This window comes from Sphaerotilus mobilis (genome assembly GCF_004216565.1).
Lineage (GTDB): Bacteria > Pseudomonadota > Gammaproteobacteria > Burkholderiales > Burkholderiaceae_C > Sphaerotilus > Sphaerotilus mobilis.
Genome location: NZ_SGWV01000010.1, coordinates 187,619 through 203,326, shown reverse-complemented (window position 1 = coordinate 203,326; position 15,708 = coordinate 187,619). Strand labels below are relative to the sequence as shown.

The 15,708-nt window shown below is 70.0% G+C and carries 14 protein-coding genes; 7 read left to right on the top strand and 7 right to left on the bottom strand.

Annotation, left to right across the window (positions count from 1 at the left end):
• Nucleotides 1-123: 123 nt before the first annotated feature.
• The 3 genes from tal to EV685_RS13245 are packed head-to-tail and all read left to right on the top strand — an operon-like array spanning nt 124 to nt 3,406.
• The gene (tal, locus tag EV685_RS13255) at nt 124-1,071 is read left to right on the top strand and encodes a transaldolase (protein ID WP_130482517.1); all 948 of its coding nucleotides are present in this window, start codon (nt 124-126) and stop codon (nt 1,069-1,071) included.
• A 44-nt stretch (nt 1,072-1,115) separates the two neighbouring features.
• On the top strand, nt 1,116-2,756 hold the full coding sequence (pgi, locus tag EV685_RS13250; protein WP_130482516.1) for a glucose-6-phosphate isomerase: 1,641 nt from the start codon (nt 1,116-1,118) through the stop codon (nt 2,754-2,756).
• A 26-nt stretch (nt 2,757-2,782) separates the two neighbouring features.
• Nucleotides 2,783-3,406, top strand: a complete 624-nt coding sequence (locus tag EV685_RS13245) for an HAD family hydrolase (protein ID WP_130482515.1) — start codon at nt 2,783-2,785, stop codon at nt 3,404-3,406.
• Nucleotides 3,407-3,438: 32 nt separating this feature from the next.
• On the opposite strand, the gene EV685_RS13240 is transcribed toward EV685_RS13245, so the two are convergent.
• From EV685_RS13240 to EV685_RS13225, 4 genes are all read right to left on the bottom strand, one after another.
• Nucleotides 3,439-3,918, bottom strand: coding sequence for a tetratricopeptide repeat protein (locus EV685_RS13240; RefSeq protein WP_130482514.1), 480 nt, complete (start codon nt 3,916-3,918; stop codon nt 3,439-3,441).
• Between the two features lie 22 nt (nt 3,919-3,940).
• The gene (locus tag EV685_RS13235; RefSeq protein ID WP_130482513.1) at nt 3,941-5,011 is read right to left on the bottom strand and encodes a GlxA family transcriptional regulator; all 1,071 of its coding nucleotides are present in this window, start codon (nt 5,009-5,011) and stop codon (nt 3,941-3,943) included.
• Nucleotides 5,008-5,589, bottom strand: a complete 582-nt coding sequence (locus tag EV685_RS13230; protein WP_130482512.1) for a cysteine hydrolase family protein — start codon at nt 5,587-5,589, stop codon at nt 5,008-5,010. The genes EV685_RS13235 and EV685_RS13230 overlap by 4 nt, the downstream gene beginning before the upstream one ends.
• A gap of 123 nt (nt 5,590-5,712) precedes the next feature.
• Nucleotides 5,713-6,918 carry a M20 aminoacylase family protein gene (locus EV685_RS13225; protein WP_130482511.1) on the bottom strand — a complete coding sequence of 402 codons (1,206 nt, stop codon included), beginning with the start codon at nt 6,916-6,918 and terminating at the stop codon, nt 5,713-5,715.
• A gap of 117 nt (nt 6,919-7,035) precedes the next feature.
• On the opposite strand from EV685_RS13225, the gene EV685_RS13220 reads away from it, so the two are divergent.
• Nucleotides 7,036-9,132 (top strand): molybdopterin-containing oxidoreductase family protein, encoded by a 2,097-nt coding sequence (locus EV685_RS13220; RefSeq protein ID WP_242615580.1) that lies wholly within the window; start codon nt 7,036-7,038, stop codon nt 9,130-9,132.
• The gene (locus EV685_RS13215; RefSeq protein WP_130482509.1) at nt 9,129-10,235 is read left to right on the top strand and encodes an aminopeptidase; all 1,107 of its coding nucleotides are present in this window, start codon (nt 9,129-9,131) and stop codon (nt 10,233-10,235) included. Before EV685_RS13220 ends, EV685_RS13215 begins: the two co-directional genes overlap by 4 nt.
• Nucleotides 10,236-10,259: 24 nt before the next feature.
• On the opposite strand, the gene dxs is transcribed toward EV685_RS13215, so the two are convergent.
• Genes dxs through EV685_RS13200 form a run of 3 tightly spaced genes read right to left on the bottom strand, consistent with a single transcriptional unit; the run spans nt 10,260 to nt 13,363 of the window.
• On the bottom strand, nt 10,260-12,221 hold the full coding sequence (dxs, locus tag EV685_RS13210) for a 1-deoxy-D-xylulose-5-phosphate synthase (protein ID WP_242615579.1): 1,962 nt from the start codon (nt 12,219-12,221) through the stop codon (nt 10,260-10,262).
• A 6-nt stretch (nt 12,222-12,227) separates the two neighbouring features.
• Nucleotides 12,228-13,130 (bottom strand): polyprenyl synthetase family protein, encoded by a 903-nt coding sequence (locus tag EV685_RS13205; protein ID WP_130482508.1) that lies wholly within the window; start codon nt 13,128-13,130, stop codon nt 12,228-12,230.
• A complete protein-coding gene (locus EV685_RS13200) occupies nt 13,127-13,363 on the bottom strand; it encodes an exodeoxyribonuclease VII small subunit (RefSeq protein ID WP_130482507.1) in 237 nt (78 codons plus the stop codon). Before EV685_RS13200 ends, EV685_RS13205 begins: the two co-directional genes overlap by 4 nt.
• 256 nt (nt 13,364-13,619) lie before the next feature.
• On the opposite strand from EV685_RS13200, the gene EV685_RS13195 reads away from it, so the two are divergent.
• Nucleotides 13,620-14,750 carry an aromatic ring-hydroxylating oxygenase subunit alpha gene (locus EV685_RS13195; protein ID WP_130482881.1) on the top strand — a complete coding sequence of 377 codons (1,131 nt, stop codon included), beginning with the start codon at nt 13,620-13,622 and terminating at the stop codon, nt 14,748-14,750.
• Between the two features lie 11 nt (nt 14,751-14,761).
• Complete coding sequence (locus tag EV685_RS13190) at nt 14,762-15,679, top strand: DMT family transporter (RefSeq protein ID WP_242615578.1); 918 nt, start codon at nt 14,762-14,764, stop codon at nt 15,677-15,679.
• Nucleotides 15,680-15,708: the final 29 nt, after the last annotated feature.

The window sequence follows — 15,708 nt, the reverse complement described above, 5'->3', positions numbered from 1 at the left end:
GGCGAACGGTCGTTCGACGAATCGGCGAACGGTCTGTCGCGGCCGTAACTCGCTTGAACTCAAGCACCGTCTGCTTGCGGTCTAATTCCGGGTTCCCCCTGTCGTCCCCTGCCGCCCCACGCCATGAACCAGCTCGAACAGCTCAAGCGCCACACCACCGTTGTCGCCGACACCGGCAACTTCCTGCAGCTCGCCCAGTTCGCGCCGCGTGACGCGACCACCAACCCTTCGCTGATCCTCAAGGCCGTGCAGCAGGCCGAGTACGCGCCGTTGCTGGCCGACACCGTCGCCGCCCACCGGGGCCTGGCGCTCGACGAGATCGTCGACCGCGTGCTGGTGCGCTTCGGCCTCGAGATCCTGAAGGTCGTGCCCGGCCGCGTCTCGACCGAGGTCGATGCCCGCCTGAGCTTTGACCGTGCCGCGACCGTCGCGCGCGCCCACCGCCTGATCGGCCTGTACGAGGCTGCCGGCATCGGCCGCGAGCGTGTGCTGATCAAGATCGCCTCGACCTGGGAGGGCATCCAGGCCGCCGCCGAGCTGGAGCGCGAGGGCATCCATTGCAACCTGACGCTGCTGTTCGCCTTCTGCCAGGCCGTGGCCTGCGGCGAGGCCGGCGTGCAGCTGATCTCGCCCTTCGTTGGCCGGATCTACGACTGGTACAAGAAGTCGGCCGGCGCCGCCTGGGACGAGGCCGCGATGGCCGGCGCCAACGATCCGGGCGTGCGTTCGGTCAGCCAGATCTACAGCTACTACAAGAAGTTCGGCATCGCCACCGAGGTGATGGGCGCGAGCTTCCGCAACGTCGGCCAGATCACCGCGCTGTCGGGCTGCGACCTGCTGACCATCAGCCCCGACCTGCTGGCGCAGTTGCAGGCCAGCGAGGTGCCGTTCGAGCGCGCCCTCGACGCGGCGGCCGCCCGCGACGCCGCGATCGAGCGTGTCACGCTCGACGAGGCCGCCTTCCGCTATGCCCTCAATGCCGACGCGATGGCCACCGAGAAGCTCGCCGAGGGCATCCGTGGCTTTGCGGTCGACGCCGGCAAGCTCGACGTGATGATCCAGAAGCTCTGAACCGACAGACCGGCCCCGCCACCCGAACATCCCGAGGAGACCCCATGTCCGTGACCCGCTGCGACCAGACGCCCGCCTGGGCTGCGCTGCAGTCCCACCACGCCGGCGCCGGCCGTGCCTTTGACCTGCGCAGCGCCTTCGCGGCCGACGCGGGCCGGGTGGCGGCCTTCAGCCTCGATGCGCCGGAGATCCATGCCGACCTGTCGAAGAACCACTGGGGCGCGACGGTGCAGGGCCTGCTGCTGCAGCTGGCGCGCGAATGCGCGCTGGAAGCCCGTCGCGACGCCATGCTGGCCGGCGAGCCGATCAACCACACCGAAGGCCGCGCGGTGCTGCACACCGCCCTGCGCGCACCGCGTGGCGCGGCGCCTTGCTCGGACGACGTGCACGGCGTGCTCGATCGCATGCTGGACTGGGTCGAGCAGGTCCGCGACACCGCGCGCAGCGGCATCCGCCACGTCGTCAACATCGGCATCGGCGGCTCCGACCTGGGCCCGCAGATGGTCGTGCCAGCGCTGGACGCCTACGCCAGCCGCACGCTGACGCTGCACTTCGTCTCCAACGTCGACGGCCACGACATCGCGCCGGTGCTGCGCCGGCTGGACCCGCGCGAGACGCTGGTGATCGTCGCCTCCAAGACCTTCACCACGCAGGAGACCATGGCCAACGCGCAGGTCGCGCGGGCGTGGTTCCTGGCCGGCTATGGCGAGGGTGGCGAAGCGGCGATCGCGCAGCACTTCGCGGCCACGACCACCAACGTGGAAGCGGCGGGCAAGTTCGGCATCACCACCACCTTCGGCTTCTGGGACTGGGTCGGCGGGCGCTACTCGCTGTGGAGCGCGATCGGCCTGCCGATCGCGCTGGCCATCGGCGCGGCCAACTTCCGCGACCTGCTGGCCGGCGCGCATGCGATGGACCGCCACTTCGCAAGCGCGCCGCTGGCGTCCAACCTGCCGATCCAGCTGGGCCTGCTCGACGTCTGGTACCGCAACTTCCTGGGCTACAGCAGCCGCAGCATCGCGCCCTACCACCAGGGCCTGCGCCGCCTGCCGGCCTACCTGCAGCAGCTGGAGATGGAGAGCAACGGCAAGTGCGTCGACCTCGACGGCCAGGCGCTGCCCTATGCGACCTGTCCGGTGGTCTGGGGCGAGGCGGGCACCAACGGCCAGCATGCCTATTTCCAGATGCTGCACCAGGGCACCGACGTGATCCCGGTGGAGTTCGTCGCGGTCAAGACCCCCAACCACGGCCCGGACGTGCCCGAGGTGCTCAAGGCCGGTCTGGCCGACCAGCACATCAAGCTGCTGGCCAACTGTCTGGCGCAGAGCCAGGCGCTGATGCTGGGCAAGTCGACTGCTGAGGCGCTCGGCGAGAAGGCGCCGACCGCCAGCGCCCAGCTCGACGCGCAGACCGTTGCGCGGCACCGCACCTTCCCCGGCAACCGGCCCAGCTCGACCTTTGTGCTGGAGTCCCTCACGCCCGCCTCGCTGGGCGCGCTGATCGCCCTGTACGAACACCGCGTCTGGACCAGTGGCGCGCTGTGGGGCATCAACAGCTTTGACCAGTGGGGCGTGGAACTCGGCAAGGCGCTGTGCAACCAGCTGCTGCCGCGCTTTGCCAGCGGCGACACCGCCGGGCTGGATGGCTCGACCGCTGCGCTGCTCCAGCGCCTGCTGGGCCGCTGAACCGGCGGCCACGCACGAGGACGACGATGAAGAAACACCTGATCTTCGACTTCGGCGCCGTGGTCTTCCGCTGGCAGCCCGTCGACCTGCTGCGCGAGGTCCTGCCGGCACACGCCAGCGATGCCGATGCGGCCCGGGCGCTCGCCGAGCGCATCTTCAAGGGCTACACCGACGCCTGGGGCCGCTTCGATCACGGCACGATCGAAGTCCCTGAACTGGTCGAAGCGCTGGCGGTGCAATCCGGCCTGTCGGCCGCCGAGATGCAGCGCCTCGTCGATGCGGTGCCGGCCGCCCTCGAGCCTTTGCCCGACACCGTCGCGTGGCTGGACCGCCTGCGCGCGGCCGGCCACCGGCTGTTCTACCTGTCCAACATGCCCGCGCCGTTCGCCGACCAGCTGGAGGCGAGACACGCCTTCCTCGGCCATTTCGAGTCCGGCGTGTTCTCCGGCCGGGTCCAGCTGGCCAAGCCGGATGCGGCGATCTTCCGGCTGGCGCTCGAACGGTTCGGCATCGCCGCCGAGGACACCGTCTTCTTCGACGACCACCCCGCCAACGTCGACGCGGCCCGTGCGCTGGGGCTGCATGCCGTGCTGTTCCAGAACGCGGCTCAGGCCGAGGCGGATCTGAGGGCCGAAGGCCTCGTCGGCTGAGGTCGACGCTTGCGGCTCAGCCGCACAGCGGATCAGCGGCCGTGCCGCCCGATCGCGTCGGCGAGGTCGCGGTAGGCCTCGCAGTCGACCCCACACAGGCCGCGCAGCGTGTCCAGATGCTGGCGCGCCAGGTCGGGTCGACCGGCCATCAGGTAGGCCTCGCCGATGTATTCGTGTGCGCCGAGGTGGCCCGGGTTGAGGCGCAGCGCGGTCCGGTAGGCCGCGAAGGCGGGTTCGAGGGCGCCGGTCTTGCGCAGCGCATAGCCCAGCAGGTTGTGCACCTCCGCATCGTCCGGGCGGCGGCGCGACAGCGCCTGCAGCTCGCTCACCGCCGCCGGCCAGCGTTCCTGCCGGAGCAGTTCCCGCGCGGCGGACAGCTCGCTCTGGGCCGTCGGCGCGGGCTCCAAGTCCTCCATGCCACGGGCCTGGGCACAGGCGCCCGACAGCAGCAACAGGACCGACAGGACCGACAGGCACATGTGGCGGATGCCCGGGCGAGGTCTGGTCGTCATGGTGATTCCTTCGGTGGATCGATCACATCGGCCGGTCCGGTTCGGCGTTGCCGCCGGTCCCAGTCCCGTTCATAGCCCCGGCCCCGGCCCGGGCCCGCGCCCGTCGCCACTGCCGTTCAGACTGGAAGCCCGCCAGCGCGCGGGCTTGCTTGAGCGGCTGGCCCGCCGCCAGCGCCTCGTGGCACCAGGCCAGCCGGACCTGCTCGACGTGGTCGCGCGGGGTCACGCCGGCATGGGCCAGGAAGAGCCGGGTCATGTGACGCGGCGTGACGTGGGCCACCTCGGCCAGCTCGCGCAGGGTCCAGTGGCGCGCGGGTTCTTCGGCGACCGCGTTCTGGACCTTGTGCACGGCCGGGTGCAGGTGGCTGCGGCAGGCCAGCAGCGGTGAACGTTCCGGGTCGTCGACCGCGCGGCGGTGGAAGACCACCATGACCTGCGCGACCGCGGCGGCCAGCGCCTCGCCGCCGACCTGGGCGATGCCGTGCAGCGCCAGGTCGATGCCGGCGGTGATGCCCGCGCTGGTCAGCAGCGGGCCGTCCTCGACAAAGACCCGGTTGGTGCGCACCTGTGCGGCCGGTGCCAGCCGGGCAAGGTCGTCCAGCAGTTCGTGGTGGGTGGTCACCGCACGCGTGCCGACCAGGCCGGCGTCGGCCGCCAGCAGCGCGCCGGAACAGACGGTCAGCAGGCGGTGGGGCGTGGCCGGGTCGTCCAGCAAGGGCGCGACGACACGGGCGAGCCACTGCCGCGTGTCCAGCCAGGGGCGCTGGCGGCGGATCACCTGGGCGGCCTCGCCGGGCCGGCCCATCAGCACGACCCAGGTCGGGCGGTCGAAGTGCTCGGGCAGTGGCTCGATGCCGGCCAGTTGCAGACCGACCGAGGACGTGGTCTGCGCCAGCGGCCCGGTATGGCGCAGCTGGAACAGCGGTGGGCGGTCACGCCGGGCGAGGTTCTGGTTGGCCAGCCGGAAGGCCTCAGCCGGACCGGCCAGGTCCAGCAGCAGGGTGTCGGGCAGCACGACGAAGAGCACGTCGATGACATGGACCGCATCGACACCGTCAGACCCGGCACGGCGACCGGTCGGCGCAGGCTTCACGCGATCGCCTTCGGCTCGTCCGCGGTGGCACGGGCCAAGGCCTGTGCGACCGAGCAGATCGTCGCGAAGCGCCCGGCCAGCACGGTGGCCGTGCGCTCCTTGATGGCGGCGGCCGACAGCAGCGCGCCGTCGGGCGTGTGCATGTCGAAGGTCAGGGTGGCCTCGGTCACGTAGTCGACGGCCCAGCCCTCGTCGCTGGCGTGGCGGGCGGTTGTCTCGCAGCATTGTTCGGTGCGGATGCCCGCGACGATCAGCCGCCGGATGCCCTGCTGGTGCAGCCAGATCGACAGGCCCGTGCCGACCAGCGCGCTGTGGCGGTGCTTGTGCACCGTCAGAGCCGGCGTGTGCTCGCGCAGGCCGTCCAGCGGTCGGAGCAGGCTGCTGCTGGGCGCAAACGGGTTGTCGCTGTGGTCCGGGCCGTCGCTGTGGAAGACCCGCACGATGGGCACACCGCGTGCGACGCAGCCGTCGATCAGGGTGTTGCAGGCGGCCAGGAAGGCGGGGACCTCGCGCTCGTCCCAGTAGGGGCGGGCGGGGAAGGAGGCCTGGACGTCGATCAGCAGCAAGGCGGTGGTCATGGTGTGTGCGCGTGGGGTTGCAAGGCCTTCATGGTCGTCGCACCAAACCGTGTCGACGAGACCGCCGGCGGACCGGATGCGGTCAAAAACGGACCTCGTGGTCCGACGCGGCGCCGCCCAGGCTCACGCCTTGGCCAGCCAGCGTTCGACCAGCCGGACCCAGAAGCTCGCGCCCAGCGGGATCAGCCGGTCGTTGAAGTCATAGGTCGGGTTGTGCAGGTTGCAGGGCCCCAGGCCGTGGCCGTGGTCGCGGTGGCCGCCGTCGCCGTTGCCGATCATGAAGTAGGCGCCGGGTTTCTCCAGCAGGAAGTAGCTGAAGTCCTCGGCGCCCATGGTGGGCTCGAAGGCGATGACCTGATCGGCACCGACCAGCTCGGCCATCACGCCGCGCACGAACTCGGCCTCGGCCGGGTGGTTGACGGTGGGCGGGTAGTTGCGGTGGAACTCGAAGGCGACGCTCGCACCGTAGGCCGCGCCGGTGTGTTCGGCGACCTCGCGCATGCGGCGCTCGATCAGGTCCAGCACGTCCAGCGAGAAGGTGCGCACGGTGCCCTGGATCTCGCAGGAATCGGGCACCACGTTGGTCGCCTCGCCGGTGTGGATCATGGTCACCGAGATCACCGCCGCGTCGATCGGCCGCTTGTTGCGCGTCACGATGGTCTGGAAGGCCTGCACCATCTGGCAGGCCACCGGCACCGGGTCGATGCCGTTGTGCGGCAGCGCGGCGTGGCAGCCCTTGCCGGTGATGGTGATGCGGAACTCGTTGCTCGACGCCATGATCGGCCCCGGGCAGACGCCGAAGGTGCCCGCGCCCATGCCGGGCCAGTTGTGCATGCCGAAGATGGCCTGCATCGGGAAGCGCTCGAACAGGCCGTCGCGGATCATCTCGCGCGCGCCGCCGCCGCCTTCCTCGGCCGGCTGGAACACCAGGTAGACGGTGCCGTCGAAGTCGCGGTGCTCGGCCAGGTGCTTGGCGGCGGCCAGCAGCATGGCGGTGTGGCCGTCGTGGCCGCACGCATGCATCTTGCCGACGTGGCGGCTGGCGTGCGCGAAGCGGTTGTGTTCGGTCATCGGCAGCGCGTCCATGTCGGCGCGCAGGCCGATGGCGCGCTCCGACGAGCCGTTGCGGATGATGCCGACCACGCCGGTCTTGCCCAGGCCGCGGTGGTGTTCGATGCCCCAGTCGCCCAGGCAGCGCGCAACCAGTTCGCTGGTGCGTTCTTCCTCGAAACACAGCTCCGGATGGGCGTGAATGTCGCGCCGGATCTCGGCCAGCGCCGGGGCGTCGTCCACGATGGCTTCGATCAGTCGGGGTTCTCTCGGGGACATGGTGGGACGCTCCTGTTGAGGCTCCGGCAGGCCTGCGCAACGATCTTAGCCGGGGCTCCTTCAAGGGCTCGGGGCGGTCGAATTCGGCCATGCCATGATCCGGAAATGACTGCTGCAATGCCCCTTCCGACGGCCGCCGCGCCGACCCGCGTCGTGCATGGCGCCTGCCCGCACGACTGCCCCGACACCTGCGCGCTCAAGGTCACCGTGCAGGGCGAGCCCGGCGCCGAACGCGTCATCCAGGTGCAGGGCTGGCAGGAACACGAGACCACCCACGGCGCGCTCTGCACCAAGGTCTCGCGCTACGCCGAACGGACGTATCACCCCGAACGTGTCCTGCACCCGCTCAAGCGGGTCGGGCCCAAGGGCAGCGGGCAGTTCGAGCGCATCGGCTGGGACCAGGCACTGGCCGAGATCGCCGCACGGCTGAAGGCCATCGCCACGCGTGATCCGCAGGCGATCCTGCCGTACAGCTATGCCGGCACGATGGGGATGATCCAGGGCGAGAGCATGGCCGCGCGCTTCTTCCACCAGCTCGGCGCCTCGCGGCTGGACCGCACCATCTGCGCCTCGGCCGGCGGCGCGGCGCTGGCGATGACCTATGGCGGCAAGGTGGGGATGCGGGTGCAGCAGTTCGCCCATGCGAAGCTGATCCTGATCTGGGGCAGCAACTCGATCGCCTCCAACCTGCACTTCTGGACCTATGCCCAGCAGGCCAAGCGCCACGGCGCCAAGCTGGTCTGCATCGACCCGCGCCGCACCGAGACCGCCGACAAGTGCCACCAGCACATCGCCTTGCGGCCGGGCAGCGACGGCGCGCTGGCGCTGGCGCTGATGCATGAACTGATCGTGCACGACCGGCTCGACCACGGCTACATCGCGCGCCACGTCCAGACCGGCCCGGACGGCTGGGACGGCCTGCGTGCACGCGCGCTGCAATGGCCGCCCGAGCGCGCCGCCGCCGTCTGCGGCATCGAGGCCGAAGTGATCCGCGTGCTGGCGCAGGACTACGCGACGACGCGGCCGGCCGCGATCCGCCTGAACTACGGCATGCAGCGCGTGCGCGGTGGCGGCAACGCGGTGCGGCTGATCGCCCTGTTGCCCTGCCTGACCGGCGCCTGGCGGGTCGATGCCAACGGCGCTGCGGGCGGCCTGCTGCTGTCCAGTTCGGGCAGCTATGCGGCCGTGCGCGACGACGCCGCGCTGCAGCGCCCGGACCTGCTGGCTGGCCGCAACCCGCGCACCATCAACATGAGCACCATCGGCGCGGACCTGCTGCGTCATGCATCGCCCGACTTCGGGCCGCGCATCGAGGCCGTGATCGTCTACAACAGCAACCCGGTGGCGGTCGCACCGCAGTCGCCCGAGGTGGTCGCGGGCTTCCGCCGAGACGATCTCTACACCGTCGTGCTGGAGCATTTCCTGACCGACACCGCCGACCATGCCGACATCGTGCTGCCGGCCACCTCGCAGCTGGAGCACCTGGACGTGCACACCAGCTACGGCCACACCGATGTGCTGATCAACGAGCCCGCCATCGCGCCCCTCGGCGAGGCCTTGCCCAACACCGAGATCTTCCGCCGCCTGGCCGCCGCGATGGGCTACGACGCGCCCTGTTTCCACGACCGCGACGAGCAGCTCGCCCGCGTCGCCTTCAAGGCCCCGATCGACATCGACACGCTGCGCCGCGACGGCTGGCAGCGCCTGCCACTGCCCGACACGCCCTTTGCCGACGGCGGCTTCCCGACGCCCGACGGCCGCGTGCGCATCAGCGCCCCGGCCCTGGGCTGGGGCCTGCCCGACCATGTCGCGCCGTGGGAGAGTGCCGAGTCCGACCCGGCGCTGGCCGCGCGTTATCCGCTGGCGATGATCTCGCCGCCGGCGCGGCACTTCCTCAACTCCAGCTTCGTCAACGTCAAGAGCTTGCGCGACATCGAGGCCGAGCCGGTCGTCGAGATCCATCCCGACGACGCCGCCGCGCGCGGCCTGGTCGACGGCGTGCCGGTGCGGGTCCACAACGACCGCGGCAGCTACCACGCCACCGCCCGGCTGAGCACGCGGGCCCGCCCCGGTGTCGTCAACGGCCTGGGCATCTGGTGGCGCAAGCTGGGGCTGCGCGGCACCAACGTCAACGAGGTCACGCACCAGCGTCTGACGGACATGGGCCACGCGCCGTGTTTCTACGACGTGCTGGTCGAGGTGGAGGCCGCATGAGGCCCGCCTTTCGTCGATGGGCAGCGAGCCTGGCCGGCGCCACGCTGGCTGTCGCCGCGCTGGCGGGCATCAGCGGCTGCGGCACGCTGGGCTACTACTGGCAGTCGACGGCGGGGCATGTGCGCCTGCTCCACGCCGCCGAGCCGGTCGACGAGGTGCTGCAACGCCCCGACCTGTCGACCGACCTGCGCGCCCGGCTGGTCTTCAGCCAGAAGATCCGCGACTACGCCATCCGCCGCCTGCACCTGCCCGACAACGGCAGCTACCGCCGCTATGCCGATCTGGGCCGGCCGCATGCGGTCTGGAACGTGGTCGCCGCACCGGAGCTGAGCCTGGACCTGCACACCTGGTGCTTTCTGGTGGTGGGCTGCGTCGGCTACCGCGGCTACTACGACCCGGCACCGGCCCGCGCCGAGGCGGAAGTCATGAAGGCCCAGGGGCTGGAGACCTTTGTCTACGGCGTGCCGGCCTACTCGACGCTGGGCAAGGTGCCGCAGCATGGCTGGCTGGCCGATCCGCTGCTCAACACCTTCGTGACCCGCACCAGCGAGCTGGAGCTGGCGCGCCTGATCATCCATGAGCTGTCGCACCAGTTGGCCTTTGCCGAGGGCGACACGGTCTTCAACGAGTCCTATGCGACGGCAGTCGAACGCATCGGCAGCCGGATGTGGCTGGCCGAGGAAGCCAGCCCCGAACTGCGCGCCAAGGTCGAACGTGCCGAGGCCGCCGCCGAGGCCCGCCGCAGCGACTTCCGCCGCCTGACGATGGCCACCCGCGAGCGCCTGCTGGCGCTCTACCGCAGCCCGGCGAGCGAGGCCGACAAGCGGGCGGGCAAGGCCGAGGCGCTGGCCGCGCTGAAGGCCGAACATGCCGCGCTGAAGGCCGCGCCGGACGGCCCGTGGCACGGCTATGCCGGCTATGACGAGTGGTTTGCCAGCGTCAACAACGCCCAGCTGGGCGTGCTGGGCGCCTACAACGCGCAGGTGCCTGATTTCGAGCGCCTGTTCGAGCGCGTCGGCCGTGACTGGCCGGCCTTCTATGCCGAGGTCCGCCGGCTGGCCGCCTTGCCGAAGGCGCAGCGCGACGCGGAACTCGCGCGCTGAGCGGTGCGCGCGACCTCGGCCGCTTCAGCCGTTGACGACGTTGCGCAGCTGCGGTGCCTTGTCGCCCAGGAAGCGGCGACGGATCGCCGTTTCCATGCCGGCCGCATCCAGACCGCAGGCGGACAGCAAAAGGGCCGGGTCGCCGTGTTCGATGAAACGGTCGGGCAGACCCAGCGTCAGCACCGGCACCTGGATGCCGGCGGCCTGCAGGGCTTCCAGCACGGCACTGCCGGCGCCGCCCGGCAGGCAGCCTTCCTCGACCGTGACCAGCGCATCGTGGCTGCGGGCCAGGCGTTCGACCAGGGCGGTGTCCAGCGGCTTGACGAAGCGCATGTTGGCGACGGTGGCGTCCAGCTTGGCGCCGGCTTCGAGCGCCGGGTAGAGCAGCGGGCCGAAGGCCAGGATGGCGATCCGTGGCTGGCCGGCGTGGCCACCATTGGCGCGGTCTTCACCTTGGATCTCGCGCCGGATTTCGCCCTGACCCCAGGGCAGGGTGTCCAGGTCGGCCGTCGCCGCCACGCCGGCCCCGCTGCCACGCGGGTAGCGCACGGCGACCGGGCCGTCGTGGGCGTGGGCGGTGCTCAGCGCGCGGCGGGTCTCGGCCTCGTCGGCGGGCGTGAGCATGGCCAGGTTCGGGATGCAGCGCACGAAGGCGATGTCGTAGGCGCCGGCATGGGTGGCGCCATCGGCCCCGACCAGGCCGGCGCGGTCCAGCGCGAACACCATCGGCAGGTTCTGCAGCGCGACATCGTGGATCAGCTGGTCATAGGCCCGCTGCAGGAAGGTGGAGTAGATCGCCACCACCGGCTTGAGTCCTTCGCAGGCCAGGCCGGCGGCAAAGGTCACGGCGTGCTGCTCGGCGATGCCGACGTCGTGGTAGCGCTCGGGGTAGCGCTTGTGGAACTCGACCATGCCCGAGCCCTCGCGCATCGCCGGGGTGATCGCCACCAGGCGCGGGTCGGCTGCCGCCATGTCGCACAGCCACTGGCCGAAGACCTGGGTGAAGGTCGGCTTGGGCGCGGCAGCCGGCTTGACCAGGCCGATCTGCGGGTCGAACTTGCCGGGGCCGTGGTAGGCGATCGGATCGGCCTCGGCCAGCTTGTAGCCGTAGCCCTTCTTGGTCACGACATGCAGGAACTGGGCGCCGGGCTTGTCGCGCAGGTTCTCCAGTGTGGGAATCAGCGCGTCCAGGTCATGGCCGTCGATCGGGCCGACGTAGTTGAAGCCGAACTCCTCGAAGATCGTGCCGGGCACGACCATGCCCTTGGCGTGTTCCTCGAAGCGCCGGGCCAGCTCGAACAGCGGCGGTGCGTTCTTGAGCACCTGCTTGGCGCCTTCGCGCGCAGCGGTGTAGAACTTGCCGCTCATCAGCCGGGCGAGGTATTTGTTGAGCGCACCCACCGGCGGGCTGATCGACATGTCGTTGTCGTTGAGCACCACCAGCAGGTTGGGCACCCGGCCAGCATGTGGCATGCCGCCGTTGTTGAGCGCCTCGAAGGCCATGCCGGCGGTCATCGCGCCGTCGCCGATGATGGCCACCGCATGCCGCTTCTCGCCCTTTTGCTGGGCGCCCAGCGCCATGCCCAGCGCAGCGGAGATGGACGTCGACGAGTGCGCCGTGCCGAAGGTGTCGTAATCGCTCTCGTCACGCCGGGGAAAGCCGCTCAGGCCACCCAGCTGGCGCAGCGTGTGCATGCGATCACGCCGGCCGGTCAGGACCTTGTGCGGATAGGTCTGGTGGCCGACGTCCCAGACCAGCCGGTCCTCGGGCGTGTCGAAGACGTAGTGCAGCGCGATCGTCAGCTCGACCGTGCCGAGGTTGGACGACAGGTGCCCGCCGGTGCGCGAGACGCTCTGCAGGATGAAGTCGCGCAGTTCCAGCGCGAGCTGCGGCAGTTCGGCTCGGCCGAGGGCGCGCAAGTCGCTGGGCGTCTGGATGCGGTTGAGCAGCGGGTAGTTGGCGGTCATCGGAAGCGAGGGCGGCATGGGGTCTCAGTTCTCGCGGTCGACCAGCCGGTCGGCCAGCCAGCGCAGTCGGGTCGCGTCGACCAGGCCGGCGCGGTCCAACGCATCGCGGGCCTGGGCATGCAGCAGCCGGGCACGGGCGCGGGCGCCGTCCAGGCCAAGCAGCGAGACGTAGGTGGGCTTGTTCTGATCGGCGTCCTTGCCGGCGGTCTTGCCCAGCATCTCGGAGGCCTGGGTGACATCGAGGATGTCGTCGACCACCTGAAAGGCCAGGCCGATCGCGGCGCCGTAGTCCGACAGGGCCTGCCATTGCACCGGTGTGGTCTGACCACAGGCCGCGCCCATCAGCACGCTGGCCTGCAACAGGGCGCCGGTCTTGCGCGCATGCATGTCCTGAAGGTCGACCTCGCCCATCGGCTTGCCGACATGGGCCAGGTCGATGGCTTGGCCACCGGCCATGCCCAGCACGCCCGAGGCGCGCGCCAGCAAGCTGCACAGGCGCGCCTGCAGGGCCGGATCGATCCGGCCGTCTGCAGGGGTCAGCACCTCGAAGGCAAGCGCCTGCATCGCGTCGCCGGCCAGCATGGCCTGGGCTTCGCCGAACTGCACGTGCACGGTGGGCTTGCCCCGGCGCAGCACGTCGTTGTCCATGCAGGGCATGTCGTCGTGGATCAGCGAATAGGCATGGATCAGCTCGACCGAGCAGGCTGCCAGCATGGCGGCAGCCGGATCGCCGTCGACGCTGTGCGAGGCGGCCAGCACCAGCAGCGGACGCAGGCGTTTGCCGCCGTCCAGCACGCCGTAGCGCATCGCCTGCCCGAGACCGGCCGGTGCCTCGGCGACCACGTGACGGCCCAGCTCGGTCTCGACCTCGCTCAGGCAAGCCAGCATCCAGGCTTCGACATCAAGGCCCTGATCGGTCGTGCTCATGCCGCATCACTCCAGGGCTTGAGCTGGCCGGCTTCGAGCACCTGCACCTGCTGTTCGACGGCCTCCAGCCGGGTCTTGCAGAAGGCCAGCAGCACGGCGCCGCGCTTGTAGCTTTCGAGCAACTGGTCCAGCGGCATCTGGGCACTTTCCATGCGGGTGACGAGCTGTTCCAGCTCTTGCAGCGCAGCCTCGTAATGGGCCGGATCGGTCGACGGAGGCGCGCTCTGGGGCATGGTGCTTCGGGGGCTCTGGGTCGGTCAGCGGAGCCGCAGATTCTAGGCGGTGGCCCTTGCATCGACCCCCCCGGCTACAATTTCTGACTGGCCTTGGGCGTCCGCCCACCCCGGCCCCCCGCAACGCCCGCCCTGCCCGCGCCTGCGGCACCTCAAGGTGCTCAAGGCCGGCTGAACGCGTCCGCAGCGGTGACATCGTCCAAGCCTGGGCCGTCTGGGGTGGTGGTTCGACATGCACTTGGAGATCCTGGGGATCATGTCCGACCTGAGCATCACGTTGGAAGCTCTGAAGAGAAGTCGCACGCAGTTGCCGGTCACGTCGCATTTCGACCAGGCACTTTTTGACAAGGAGATGCGACAGATCTTTCCCTCCGCCCCGCGTTACCTGGGGCATGAGCTGATGGTGCCCCGGGTTGGCGACTACCACGCGCTGGCCCATGAGGGCGAAGGCCGTGCGCTGGTCCGCACCCCGCAAGGCGTGGAGCTGATCTCCAACGTCTGTCGACACCGCCAGGCCGTGATGCTCAAGGGTCGCGGCCAGACCGGCTCGAACATCGTCTGCCCGCTGCACCGCTGGACCTATGGTCTGGACGGGCAGCTGATCGGCGCGCCGCATTTCCGCGAGGACCCCTGCCTGAACCTGCGCAACTACCCGGTGCGCACGTGGAACGGCATGGTCTTCGAGGACAACGGCCGTGACATCGAGGCCGAACTCGGTTCGATCGGCCCGCGCGCCGAGCTGTGCTTCGACGGCTACGTGTTCGACCACGTCGAGCAGCACCTGTGCCAGTACAACTGGAAGACCTTCATCGAGGTCTACCTGGAGGACTACCACGTCGGTCCCTTCCACCCCGGCCTGGGCAACTTCGTCACCTGCGAAGACCTGCGCTGGGAGATGGGTCGCGAGTATTCGGTGCAGACGGTGGGTGTGGCCCAGGGAGCCGGCAAGGCGCTGGGCAAGCCCGGCTCGCCGGTCTACGAGCGCTGGCACGACCAGGTCATGCGCTTCCAGGACGGCGTGGCCCCGAAGCACGGCGCGATCTGGCTGACCTACTACCCGCACATCATGGTGGAGTGGTATCCCAACGTGCTGACGGTCTCGACCTTGCACCCGATCAGCCCGGAGCAGACGCTCAACACGGTGGAGTTCTACTACCCCGAGGAGATCGCCGCCTTCGAGCGTGACTATGTCGACGCGCAACGTGCCGCCTACATGGAGACCTGCATCGAGGACGACGAGATTGCCGAGCGCATGGATGCCGGGCGCAAGGCCCTGATGAAACGCGGCGACAACGAGGTCGGCCCCTACCAGAGCCCGATGGAAGACGGCATGCAGCACTTCCATGAGTGGTACCGGCGCCAGATGGGCGATGCGGTGAGCGACTGAGCACCGAGCCGATGCCACGCCGCGCGCCGTCGCCGACGCTGATGATGGTCAGCGCGGCCTTCCTCTTCGCCAGCATGGGCGTGGCGGTCAAGCTCGCGGCTGCGTCGTACGGCAGCAGCGAGATCGTGATGTACCGCGGCGTCATCGGCATGTCGCTGATGGCGCTGCTGATGCATCGACAGGGCACCTCGTGGCGCACGCCCTTGCCGGCCATGCACTTCTGGCGCGGCCTGAGCGGCGTCAGCGCCTTGCTGATGTGGTTCTACGCCATCGTCGGCCTGCCGCTGGCCACCGCGATGACGTTGAACTACATGTCGTCGATCTGGATGGCCGTCTTCCTGATCGGTGGTGCGGTGATGCTGGGCGGCCAGCGCATCGACGGCCGGCTGGTGCTGACCGCGCTGGCCGGCTTCTGCGGCGTGGCGCTGATCCTGCGTCCCACCATCGAGGCCTCGCAGCTCTGGCACGGCCTGATCGGGCTGCTGTCGGGCATGTTGTCGGCGATGGCCTACCTGCAGGTCAGCGCGCTCGGGCGGGCCGGCGAGCCCGAGGCCCGCGTGGTTTTCTACTTCTCCTTGGCGGGCATGGTGGCTGGCGGCTTGCTCACCGCCGTCACCGACACCTTCCATGCCCACACCTGGCAGGGCGCGCTGGCGCTGCTGGCGGTGGGCCTGTTCGCGACCGCCGCGCAACTGCTGATGACCCGCGCCTACGCGATCGGCAAGCCCCTGGTCAACGCCAGCCTGCAGTACCTGGGCATCGCCTTTGCCTTCGTCTACAGCGTGCTGCTGTTTGGTGACCCGGTGCATCTGATGTCGGTGGCCGGCATGTTGCTGATCGTGGCCGCCGGCATCGCCGCCGCACGGCTGCGGCACGACCGCCAGAAGACCGATCGCGGGCCCGACACGCTGGCGCCCGAGATCGAGTGACGTCCCTCTCAACCTGTGACCCTGGGCCC